Below are 10,050 nucleotides of genomic sequence, written 5' to 3'. Positions count from 1 at the left end.
CTATCCGCTTTCCAGGGCGTTCAGGGTCTTGGAAAAGTTCTCGATGTGCGAGACGAAGGACTCGGCGCAGACACTACAGATAGCCGCCATCTTCAGGCGCCGGGGGTCGTACCCCTTCCCCTTGAGGAGCTCCTGGGCCTCGGTAAAGACCTTGGCCGTGCGGTTGGTGCAATCGGCGACGAAGGTGCAGTCCGTCCCGTCGGCGGCGATGAAAACGCCGTCGAAACCCGTCTCGACGGCGAAAAGCACCCAGTCCGGCCGGATGCCGCTGGAGCAGGGGACGTTGAGCACCGCCACCTCGGCGGGGTAGTGCATGTGGGAGCCGCCCGCCAGGTCTATTCCCGGGTCGGAGATGTTGACGGTGGAGAAGACCAGAATCCGCGGTCCTGCGCCGTTTTTAGCTTCCTCAGCGGTCACTACTTACCCCGACGGACGAAGATGCGCCAGAAACCGGCATCCTCAACGGTCCCCAGGTACTCGTGACCTACTTTCTTTGCCCAGAGCGGGAGGTCACTATTGGTGCTCTCATCGGACGAAAGAACCTCCATCACGCCCCCCATGGGCACCGAGGGGATGGCCCGCTTGGCTTCTAAAAGCGGCCCCGGGCACGCGGTTCCGCGCGCGTCAACCTCTTTATCAACTTTCAGGTTCTTGAGCTCGCCGGTATCCATAAATCTCCTTGCCAAAGGGTGAATCGCCGACCTCGGGTAGTGGGGTTTAGAACGTGAGGACGACGTCCGCTTCCTCGGCATCGCTGACGAAGGTCGCCACGCCGCCGAACTCGACGCCTTCGATGAAGTCGTCTTTGGTGACGCCGACGATGGGGAAGGCCGCCGAGCAGGCGATGAACTTGGCGCCGCCGTCCTGCAGCACCTTGATGAACTCGAGCAGCGTCTTGGGCGCACCCGAGAGCTTGATCTTCTCCGCACCGCCCTTACGGATGATGTTCAGGCCGCTCATGGTGAAGAACAGGGTCAGTTCCATCTCCATGGCCAGGGCGCCCGAGCCCAGCATGAACGGGGGGAACGCCTTCTGGGGGTCGTCGGACCCGCAAAAAATCAGCATCTTAGCCATTCACAACCTCCCGTGAGTTGACGGCATACGACAAAGGAACACGTGATTGCGCACGTACCCGGACAAAAGATAAACCCGCTGTATTAAGGAGAACGAAATTTGGAAAGACTAACGGGATTAACTCTCGTCAGCAGGTTCATTGTACCATGCCCATATTCGTATGTAAAGAAATACCAACCCGGAAACAGGTTTTTTCAAACACTACCCCCCGCGCGGCGCCGCGTGGATTTCCCTCTCCCCGTGGGAGCGGCGCGCCGACGGGCTAGGGTGAGGGGCCGGGGTGAGGGGCAAATAAACGGGCAGGTGTGGACACACGCCACTACGCCCAACGAACACCAGACGTAGGGGCCGACCGACGGCGCGCCGTTCAGGTCGGCCCGCGGGCGGGTCTAAAGACCCGCCCCTACATCATCGCAACGTAGGGGCGAAAGTCACCTTTAAAGATGGTACTCCCCGCCCTCCGACCGACGAAAACCGATTTCATGTAAAATACCAGGAAAACGGGAGGGTAATGGCGGCGAAAATCCGAAAGGGCGAGGAGTAAGCGTGAAGGCTGAAACGAGCGCCCGCCGGGCTCCTTGCTGGGAATTGTGTTCCTGGGGCCTGTACGACCTCGCTAACACGATTTTCAGTATGTCCATCATCACCTTCTTCCTGCCCCAGTGGCTCATCAGCGACCAGGGCCTGCCCGACCTCGCCTTTCAGATCCCCTTCTCGCTCTCCATGCTCCTGGTCGGCCTGACCACGCCGTACCTGGGGGCGTTAGCCGACGAGCGGGGGGACCACCTGCGGCCCCTGCGCTGGCTGACGATTCTTTCCGTTTCGGCCACGGCCTTGATGGGCGTGGCGGTCAATCTGGGGCTGGCGCTCTGGGCGCGGGTGGGGCTGGTGATGCTTCTTTTGATCCCGGCCAACTACGGCTTCCAGGCGGCCCAGGTCTTTTACAACAGCCTGCTGCCCTCCCTGGCGCCGAGGGAGCTCCAGGGGAAAATCTCCGGCTTCGGGGTGGCGCTGGGCTATCTGGGCTCCATCGTCGCCTTTTTGTCCATCTTCCCGCTGACGCAGAGCGAGGTCATCCCCGGGTTCACCGGGCGCACCGCCGCCTTCATCCCCACCGCGTTACTCTTCGGGGTCCTGGCTATTCCCTGTCTTTTATGGGTCAAGGATCGGAGCAAGCCCAAGCCGCGACCGAGGGAGGGCGTCTGGAGGCGCTACGTCCAGGTCTTCAAAGATACGGCGGATTACCCCGGCCTCCGGCGATACCTGCTGGCGGCGTTTCTTTTCCTCGAGGCGGTCCACACGGTCATCAGCATGATGATGGTCTACATCCAGATGGTGCTGGGCCTGCCCGACGAGGAGAAGAAGCCGATTCTGGTGGCGGGGATTCTGGCGGCCATCGCGGGGGGGCTCGTGTGGGGGTTGCTGACCGACCGGTTCGGACCCCGGCGGGTGATAATCCTCACGCTCGTGGGCTGGATTGCGGCGATCGGAATCGGGGCCTTCGCGGCTAACCTGACCCTGTTCTACGGGGTGGGGGCGCTGACCGGGTTCCTGATGGCGGGCGTGTGGACGGCGATTCGACCGATGCTCCTACGGCTCGTGCCGGAGGAGAAGGCGGGGGAGTTCTTCGGCCTCATGGCTTTGGCGGGCAAGGCGGCGGCCGTCGTCGGTCCGCTCATCTGGGGCGGGATAACCCTTCTGGGGCGGGGAATCGCCCCCTTGAACTACCGCCTGGCCCTGGCGGCCATGGGGCTTCTCGTGACCGCGGGGCTGGTCGTCTTCCTCGGCGTGGAGAGGGCCCGAAAAAAGGGGTGACCTTTCCGGCCACCCCCGCGGCTGATTTGGCAACGTCATTAATCCAGGTCGTGTACCGCCCCGCAGAAGGGGCACTCGACGGTGGTCCAGGCGGAGTCAATCACGAACTCACCCATGCAGGCGTCGCACATGTACCACTGGAGGTGGTGCCCGCAGTTGGGGCAGGTAATCTCCACGTCGTCCGCCGACGCGGGGATGTTCGCGCCGCAGTTGGGGCACTCCCAGATTTCCTCGGCGGCGTTGAGAACGTCGGCGGCGAAGGCCAGGGCGAGGAGCAGGGCCAGGAGGATGAGGCGTTTCATGGGCGCTCCTTTGGCGAACGTATTACGGCAGTATAGCAGGCTTTGAGCCCGATTCCAAGCCGGGTGGGAAACCGAGAAACCGGTGCAATACAACCCCTCGTCTGGTAAAACACATTGAAGTAGCGCCAAATATTACGATGAAATATAAAAAAGGGCGGTAATAACCGCCCTTTCTTCGATATTTCCGGGTGTTACTCCTTTTTCAGAAGGAGAAACACCACCGCGACGAGGAGCATCGCCAGGATGAGCACCAGGAGAACCGGCACTATCTCGTACACGGTCCTGGTGACCCGCTCCAACTCCGCCGCCGCCTCGGGGCCGAAAACCCGCTGCTCCCCGGAGAAGGGGGCGTAGAGGAGCGTGGGAACCAGGAACACGGCGGTCAACAGCAGGGCGGTCAGGGCCAGGAACAGGCGGACCGTGCCGCGGTGGCGGACCCACGCGGCGATGCCCACCGCCGCGGCGACTGCGGAAAGCGCCACCAGCACCCAGTTGAACGATCCGCTGGAGACCATCGAACCCGAGGCTACTTTTCCTTCATCGTCAGGATGAAGCCGACGATGTAGAGGAGCGGCGCACCTATCAAGGTGATGTAGTAGAGAATATCAACGTTGACACCGAAGATGGGCAGGATGAAATAAACCGACAAGAGTAGCGTCGCGATACCTAACAGGGCGACGTTGAGCTTACCCGTCGAGAGCCAGGCGATGAGGCCGAGGATACCGGCCCCGCCGATAAGAATCGCTATCACCCACTGTAGAACGACTGCCAAGTTAATAATTAACATCTACGCCTCCCCGTCGGTAGTGAGTTTGGTCACCAGGTCGTTTTTTATAAAACCTGTACCCTGCGGGCAGTATAGCAAATTGCTATAATGGGGACAAGCAACGTGTCAGCCGCCGGAGGACCCGTGCTCATCCAGTACCTGCCGAAAATCCTCACCTTCCTCATCGCCGTGGCCGCGGCGCTGGTGTGGTCCAGGAGGCGGGAACCGCCGTTCCTGGTCCTGGCCGCCGGCTGCGCGGCCTGGTTCCTTTCGGAGCTCCTGCCCCTCTTCGATCTCACCAGCCCCACCCTCTACGGCATCTCGGTCTACGTGGGGTGGGCCGGCCTCCTGGCCATCCTGGCCGCGTTACTGCTGATGACGCGCAACGACGGGTGAGTCGGGAAAATCGGCCGAGCGCCAGTCGCCGCCGGTCACCGGCAAGGCGTCGGGCGGGATGGGGCGATCCGAGGGGAAGCGGTAGATCCAGACTGGAACGGTATCTCCACCACAGACGACCTCGACCGCGGAGCGTTCGAAGAGGCCGGGGCAGCCCTCGAGCCGGTCCATCTCCCCCAGGGCCGCGCGCGGATCGGCGAAGCGTAAAAGCTCGCCGTGGACCGGCCCCGGTCCGTCCAGGTAGAGGACGGGGTATCCCGCCGGTATCGGTAGGTGATAAAGGCGTCCCTCTAATAAAACGGCCGGCCCGCGGAAGACCGGCACGATTGAAGCGGCGTTGCGTTCGCCAAACGAAAACGCCGTCGGGATCGGTCATCCGCCCGCTACCGCCCCCCGCCGGCGCAGGCGCAGGCGCACCCGGCGCAGGCGCACGCGCAGGCGCATCCGCCACCCCCGCCCCCGCCGCCGGACCAGTGCCCCGACGAGGTGCTCACCGGAACGGGGTTGGTCACCGAGGTTATATTGCCGGTGAAGGAGCCCACGTCGCCCATGATGGACCCGGCGAAACCGGTCGCCCCCTTGGCCATCTCGTTGGCGAAATGGGAACCGGGGAGGGTCGGGAGCCGATCCGGGGCGCCGCTCGGTACACCGCCCGCCCCGCCCGTGGACGGCGCGCCCGAGTAACCCCCGTACCGACCCCACCAGTACGGGGTGTGCACGATGACCACGTCGTCGAAGACGCGGCGGGTCCGCCCGTCGAAATCATCGTCCATCATCACCCACTCCAGGTCCCGGTCCCAGTTCTCCACCTTGAGATTATCGTCGCCGGCCTCCTCCACCTGCCGCCAGGCCTTGGCGATTATCGCGCGGTAGTAGTCCCGGGTCTCACGCCGCGAGAAGCCCTTCATCTTTTTGTTCACGCCGTTGATGAGGTTTATGAACACCTTGCGGACCTCGGCCTGCTTCAGGGTGCCGATGTCGTCAATGCCGGCGAGGAATTCCACCTCGTAGGGGCGGAGCTTCTCCGGCTCGGCGTCGGCGCCCAGCGGCCGGGGCGCGGGGAGAGCCTTGAGTCGCAGGGGATCGCGACTGGTGACCTCCAGCCTCCCCTTCTTCAACAGGCCGAAGATGATGAGGTTCAGGACGCGGTCGAGCTTGAGCTCCAGCACGATTCCCGCCTCGACGGCGGTCAGGCCGCGCTTGATACCCACCCCCTCCACCGAGGCCGTGGGGGGCAGGTACTTGAACCGCCGACGGCGACGGCCGGTAAAGGAGAATATAGCGGAGAGGACGAAGAAGGCGATGGGTACCAGGCACCAGCCCAGAGTGCTGAAGATGCCGATGATGAATCCCCACAGCCACTTGAAGAATTCCTCGAGCGCGCTGGTCTCGTACACCGCGTCCTCGTCGAGGTATTTGCGCGGGAAGCTGACCCCCACGTTTTCGAGCTGCGACCCGGTCGGCGCCGCCGGGTCGTGCCAGACGAAGACGAGCTGCTGACTCTCCCCCTCGCCCAGGACGCCTGTGTAATCGAACTCGCGCTGGTGGTAAACCGTCTCCTCGGGGGTGACCCCCGCCGGGAAGACGATTTTCAGCGTCAGGTCCTCGGTGCCCTGGACGAAGTCGGCTCCGTACCACGTCGGGGCAAACTCCACCGAGGCGTAGTCCTCTTTTTCCGAATCGGGGTACACGAGGTGGTATAGCCTTATTTGGAAGACGAGCGTCGCCAGCTCGCCATCGTAGATGTACGGGTCCAGGTGTACCTCCACCCCGGGGTCCACGTACTCGCTCGTGTAGATGCCGGAGAGGGGGATGAGCGTCCCCTGAGTCGTGCAGGACTGGGTGTAGGCGTTAACGGCGTCGGGGTCCCGGTAATTTATGGAATCGGAGGCGACGGGCGGTGTTATCCAGGCCGCCGCCGTCTCCAGGTCATAGGTGTCCCGGGGCATCCCGATGTCCACGATGTCTATGGGCTGCACCCAGGAGAGGTTGACGAAGGTGACGGCGTAGTAGAGGTCGCAGGTGCCGTCGCGGTTGACGGCGACCGTGGCCTCCATCCGGGGCAGCTCGAAGGAGTACTGGGCAACGGCCGGTACGGCGAGAAAGGCGAGGATGAAAAGGAACGGGCGACGCACGTTGGAACTCCCGCGTGAGTAGGAAAGGTGATTTTAGCCCAAAGGCCCGCCCGGGGCAAGGGGCGTTGACAAGGGGCGCCGGGTCGCGTAAGGTTGCCCACGGACGATAAGGAGGCGGAATGAAGAAAGTCCTTGCGATTGCCGTAATCGGCGCCCTGGTCGTCCTTCCGGGGTGCGGCGTGAACGACGGCGACGGACCCGAGGATTACCCCGAGCTGAGCCTGGGCTGGGCCCGGCTCCTGGCCGAGGAGGTCCGGGACGCGGAGCTGCCCGGCGGGGAGCAGACCTACGTCTTCGCCGGCTTCGTGGATTCCGACGGGCTCATCGTCGGGGACGAGTCCCTCTACCACTTCTTCTTCGCCGAGCCCGGCGTCCTCGCCGACGCCGACGGCCTGTGGGTTACCGTGTACTTCTCCGGTGACACGGAGCACGCGACGGACGGGTGCGAATTCGAAACGCCCCTGCCGAAATTCTCCGACGCGGCTGCGTGGATCGAGGCGGCGGACGGCGCCCTCGAGGATATCGGCGGCGTAGAGTTCACCCACCGCACCTACGAGGTCCGCGAGGGGCACTACGAGTACGAGCCCCCCGACGCCTTCATCGTCCAGGTGGACTACTGGCTGGAGCCTGACGAGCACAAGGCAAAGGTCATCCTCGACGCCGAGACGAGCGAGATAATCCACGTGGAGGATTTCCGCTAGAGGCGTTGGGGGCAAGCGGCGGTTGAAAGAGGATATTCACCGCTAATGGTCGTTAAATATCGCGCCGCCCTCGTAGGGGCCGACCGACGGCGCGCCGTTTAGGTCGGCCCGCAGTTTATTCAAACACCCAGCCATCGTTGACGTACCTTGACGATATAAAAAAGGGCGACCCCCGGGCCGTCCCTTTTTTACGAGATCGGGACATCGCCGCGATAATCAGACGATGAGCACCCCCAGAACCTCGTTGGTGTCGGCGTCCACAAAAACGAAGGCCACCGGGTAGTAATTCTCGTCCGCGTACATGAAGTAGGCCATGTTCTCCGTCCCCGGGTAATCCCCGGAGTCGTTGGTGAAGACCTCCAGGATGCGGTGCACCCATTCCGCGCCGCCCGCGTCGTCGAGGGCGTCCTGGGCGGCCGTCACCCAAGGCTCGGCGTCTCGGTATCCGGGGATCTCCAGGGAATAGTCCCAAACGTCGGGGTCGTAGCCATGATCCCTCATGTTGTTATCGTCGTAAAAGACCGTCGAGCCGTCGTAAGAGACTTGAACGACGAGGTTCTCCTCCGCCGAGCTCACGTCCAACATACCGTAGAACAGCTCCCAGACGCCGTTCTCATCATTCTCCCCCGTGTCGGTGATGTCCCCGTTGGCGATGCCAATCAGGGAACCGCCAGCGAGCTCGGCGTCGCGGACCGGGTCGGCGATGTCCATGGCCCAGCCGAGGCCGTGGTCGTCGCCGTCACCGTCTCCGTCGCCGTCGCCGTCCCCGTCTGTGTTGCTGGTGCAACCCAGGAGCCCCACTCCGAGGACGAGCGCCAAAACCAAAATCAGCCTGTAAACCAACCTCATCGTGCCACCTCCATGGCTGAAAGGGTATTTATAGAATCTAGCGTAAAGTGGGTAAAATTTCAACCGGCGAGCACCAGGTAGGTCACGAACCCCGCGTAGACGGCGAGGAAAACCGCCCCCTCCCAGCGCGCGATGATTTTCCCGCTCCGGGCGAAGGGCAGTAGAAGGAGCGCCAGTAGAAGCCCCACGCCGGCGTCCACCCAGATGCCGTACCCCATCCCGGCCAGGGAAATCGGCGCCAGGCTCACCGCCCCGCCCAGGGCGAAGAGCAGGTTGAAGATGTTGGAGCCGATGACGTTCCCCACGGCGATGTCCGAGTGGCCCCGGATCATCGCCATCACGCTGGTGGCCAGCTCGGGCAGGGAAGTCCCCACGGCGACGACGGTCAGGCCGATGACCCGCTCGCTCATCCCCAGGATGCGCGCCAGCTCCTTCGAGCCGGAGATGAGCCAGTCGGCGCCGTAGAGGAGCCCGGCGATTCCGGCTCCGCAAAAACCGATGGAAAGGAGCCAGACGCCTGGACCGAGCTTGATTTTTTCCGGGGCGTTCTCGCGCCGCCGGGCCGTTTTCAGGCTCCAGACGGTGAAGGCGATTCCGCCGGCTACGGCCAAAAGACCCTCCCAGCGGGCCAGTACGCCGTCCAGAAAGAAGAGGGGGAAGAGGAGGGCGACGCCGATGAGGAGCGGGGCCTCGCGCTTCACCACGGTGCCCTCGACCTCGATGGGCCGGATGAGCGCCGAGAGGCCGAGCACGAGGCCGATGTTGGCCACGTTGGAGCCGAAGGCGTTGCCCAGGGAAAAGGCGCCCACGCCCCGGATTGCGGCGGTGGCGCTGACGGCGAACTCCGGCGCCGAGGTTCCGTAGGCCACCAGGGTCAGCCCGATGACGAAGGGCGGCACCCCGAAGCCCTTGGCGATTTTCGACGCGCCCCGCACCAAAAAATCGGCCCCGACGACGAGGGCGGCGAAACCGACGAGGATTTCCAACCAGAAAGGCATCCGGGTGATTCTACCCGTTCAGGACGGTAAAGGCAACAAAGGCGGCGTAGAGCGCTATGAGCACGCCGCCCTCCCAGCGTTCCAGCCGGCGACCCGATCGGGCGAAGGGCCAGAGAATCGCGGCGAAGACCAGGGCGACGAGAAAATCGGGCCAGACGCCCGGCCAGCGGACGTCGGCGGCGAAGGGCGCCAGGGTCGCCGCCCCGCCCAGCACGAACAGAAGGTTGAAAATGTTGGAGCCCACGATGTTGCCCACGGCGATGTCCGACTCCCCCTTCACCGCCGCCACCATGGAGGTGGCCAGCTCCGGCAGGGAGGTCCCCACGGCGACGATGGTCAGACCTATCACCCGCTCGCTGACGCCCAGGCGCCCCGCCATCTCCACCGCCCCGGAGACCAGCCACCGACCACCGAAAAACAGACCCGCCAACCCGGCTCCCACGAAAAGCAGGTTCAAAAGCCAGTCCCGCGCGACGAGTTTCTCCCGGACCGGTCGGTCGGCGCCCGAGCGGGCGGAGGCCAGGCTCCACCAGGTGAACCCGATCCCGCCGGCGAAGAGCAGTATCCCCGCCCACCGCTCCAGGACTCCCCCGAGAAAGAGGAGGGGGACGCCGAGTGACAGGAGAATCAGCAGCGGCGCCTCACGTTTAACGAGGGTGCTTTCCACCTCCAGGGGACGCACCAGGGACGCCAGGCCCAGGATCAACCCGATGTTGGCGATGTTGGAGCCGGTGACGTTGCCCAGGGCGATGGCTCCCGCGCCCCTGAGGGAGGCCGCGGTGCTGACGGCGAACTCCGGCGCCGACGTCCCGTAGGCCACCAGTGTCAGCCCGATGACCACGGGCGGCACACCGAATCCGGCGGCGATTTTAGACGAGCCCCGGACCAGGAGGTCAGCGCCCACCACCAGGGCGGCGAAGCCAACGAGGATATTCAGCCAGAAGGGCATGGCCTCGTCCCGTTCAGAACGTCGCCGGAAGGCCGACCCGGACGACGTAAATCGCCCCGATGTTA

At 63.9% G+C, this 10,050-nt stretch carries 14 protein-coding genes; 3 read left to right on the top strand and 11 right to left on the bottom strand.

The genetic code is table 11. The annotated features are described in order from the left end of the window. The 3 genes from VM054_02150 to VM054_02140 are packed head-to-tail and all read right to left on the bottom strand — an operon-like array spanning position 1 to position 1,074. A complete protein-coding gene (locus VM054_02150) occupies positions 1-417 on the bottom strand; it encodes a hydrogenase iron-sulfur subunit (GenBank protein HUT97863.1) in 417 nt (138 codons plus the stop codon). Continuing rightward, a complete protein-coding gene (locus VM054_02145; protein HUT97862.1) occupies positions 417-671 on the bottom strand; it encodes a sulfurtransferase TusA family protein in 255 nt (84 codons plus the stop codon). The genes VM054_02150 and VM054_02145 overlap by 1 nt, the downstream gene beginning before the upstream one ends. Before the next feature lie 46 nt (positions 672-717). Further along, complete coding sequence (locus tag VM054_02140; protein ID HUT97861.1) at positions 718-1,074, bottom strand: DsrE/DsrF/DrsH-like family protein; 357 nt, start codon at positions 1,072-1,074, stop codon at positions 718-720. Between the two features lie 546 nt (positions 1,075-1,620). On the opposite strand from VM054_02140, the gene VM054_02135 reads away from it, so the two are divergent. Beyond that, positions 1,621-2,889, top strand: coding sequence for an MFS transporter (locus tag VM054_02135; GenBank protein ID HUT97860.1), 1,269 nt, complete (start codon positions 1,621-1,623; stop codon positions 2,887-2,889). Positions 2,890-2,927: 38 nt separating this feature from the next. On the opposite strand, the gene VM054_02130 is transcribed toward VM054_02135, so the two are convergent. The 3 genes from VM054_02130 to VM054_02120 form a co-directional block, all read right to left on the bottom strand. Beyond that, positions 2,928-3,191: a zinc ribbon domain-containing protein gene (locus tag VM054_02130; protein HUT97859.1), complete on the bottom strand. Its 264-nt coding sequence runs from the start codon at positions 3,189-3,191 to the stop codon at positions 2,928-2,930. 191 nt (positions 3,192-3,382) lie between these two features. After that, positions 3,383-3,706, bottom strand: coding sequence for a hypothetical protein (locus VM054_02125; GenBank protein ID HUT97858.1), 324 nt, complete (start codon positions 3,704-3,706; stop codon positions 3,383-3,385). A gap of 11 nt (positions 3,707-3,717) precedes the next feature. Then, complete coding sequence (locus VM054_02120; GenBank protein ID HUT97857.1) at positions 3,718-3,978, bottom strand: hypothetical protein; 261 nt, start codon at positions 3,976-3,978, stop codon at positions 3,718-3,720. 123 nt (positions 3,979-4,101) lie between these two features. On the opposite strand from VM054_02120, the gene VM054_02115 reads away from it, so the two are divergent. Then, on the top strand, positions 4,102-4,353 hold the full coding sequence (locus tag VM054_02115; protein HUT97856.1) for a hypothetical protein: 252 nt from the start codon (positions 4,102-4,104) through the stop codon (positions 4,351-4,353). On the opposite strand, the gene VM054_02110 is transcribed toward VM054_02115, so the two are convergent. Then, positions 4,324-4,677 (bottom strand): gamma-glutamylcyclotransferase family protein, encoded by a 354-nt coding sequence (locus VM054_02110; GenBank protein HUT97855.1) that lies wholly within the window; start codon positions 4,675-4,677, stop codon positions 4,324-4,326. The two genes, VM054_02115 and VM054_02110, sit on opposite strands and share 30 nt — an antisense overlap. A 59-nt stretch (positions 4,678-4,736) precedes the next feature. Then, positions 4,737-6,488 (bottom strand): hypothetical protein, encoded by a 1,752-nt coding sequence (locus VM054_02105; protein ID HUT97854.1) that lies wholly within the window; start codon positions 6,486-6,488, stop codon positions 4,737-4,739. Positions 6,489-6,607: 119 nt separating this feature from the next. Here VM054_02105 and VM054_02100 point away from each other — a divergent pair, with 119 nt between their 5' ends. Continuing rightward, positions 6,608-7,189: a hypothetical protein gene (locus VM054_02100; GenBank protein ID HUT97853.1), complete on the top strand. Its 582-nt coding sequence runs from the start codon at positions 6,608-6,610 to the stop codon at positions 7,187-7,189. Positions 7,190-7,405: 216 nt separating this feature from the next. Here the strand turns inward: VM054_02100 and VM054_02095 are convergent, their stop codons facing one another. Genes VM054_02095 through VM054_02085 form a run of 3 tightly spaced genes read right to left on the bottom strand, consistent with a single transcriptional unit; the run spans position 7,406 to position 9,985 of the window. Beyond that, positions 7,406-8,038: a hypothetical protein gene (locus tag VM054_02095; GenBank protein HUT97852.1), complete on the bottom strand. Its 633-nt coding sequence runs from the start codon at positions 8,036-8,038 to the stop codon at positions 7,406-7,408. A 59-nt stretch (positions 8,039-8,097) separates the two neighbouring features. Beyond that, positions 8,098-9,036, bottom strand: coding sequence for a calcium/sodium antiporter (locus tag VM054_02090; GenBank protein ID HUT97851.1), 939 nt, complete (start codon positions 9,034-9,036; stop codon positions 8,098-8,100). Positions 9,037-9,046: 10 nt separating this feature from the next. Next, positions 9,047-9,985, bottom strand: a complete 939-nt coding sequence (locus VM054_02085; protein ID HUT97850.1) for a calcium/sodium antiporter — start codon at positions 9,983-9,985, stop codon at positions 9,047-9,049. Positions 9,986-10,050: the final 65 nt, after the last annotated feature.

The sequence above is a fragment of the bacterium genome (assembly GCA_035528375.1).
In the GTDB taxonomy this organism is placed as follows: Bacteria; RBG-13-66-14; RBG-13-66-14; order RBG-13-66-14; family RBG-13-66-14; genus RBG-13-66-14.
Note: the sequence above shows the minus strand (reverse complement) of the source record. Positions and strands in the feature narration are given on the sequence as shown.

Bases quoted from the DNA above. Each gene is read 5' to 3' on its own strand.
- VM054_02145 (HUT97862.1), bottom strand. From the start codon at position 671: ATGGATACCGGCGAGCTCAAGAACCTGAAAGTTGATAAAGAGGTTGAC.
- VM054_02140 (HUT97861.1), bottom strand. From the start codon at position 1,074: ATGGCTAAGATGCTGATTTTTTGCGGGTCCGACGACCCCCAGAAGGCG.
- VM054_02130 (HUT97859.1), bottom strand. From the start codon at position 3,191: ATGAAACGCCTCATCCTCCTGGCCCTGCTCCTCGCCCTGGCCTTCGCC.
- VM054_02125 (HUT97858.1), bottom strand. From the start codon at position 3,706: ATGGTCTCCAGCGGATCGTTCAACTGGGTGCTGGTGGCGCTTTCCGCA.
- VM054_02120 (HUT97857.1), bottom strand. From the start codon at position 3,978: ATGTTAATTATTAACTTGGCAGTCGTTCTACAGTGGGTGATAGCGATT.
- VM054_02100 (HUT97853.1), top strand. From the start codon at position 6,608: ATGAAGAAAGTCCTTGCGATTGCCGTAATCGGCGCCCTGGTCGTCCTT.
- VM054_02095 (HUT97852.1), bottom strand. From the start codon at position 8,038: ATGAGGTTGGTTTACAGGCTGATTTTGGTTTTGGCGCTCGTCCTCGGA.
- VM054_02090 (HUT97851.1), bottom strand. From the start codon at position 9,036: ATGCCTTTCTGGTTGGAAATCCTCGTCGGTTTCGCCGCCCTCGTCGTC.
- VM054_02085 (HUT97850.1), bottom strand. From the start codon at position 9,985: ATGCCCTTCTGGCTGAATATCCTCGTTGGCTTCGCCGCCCTGGTGGTG.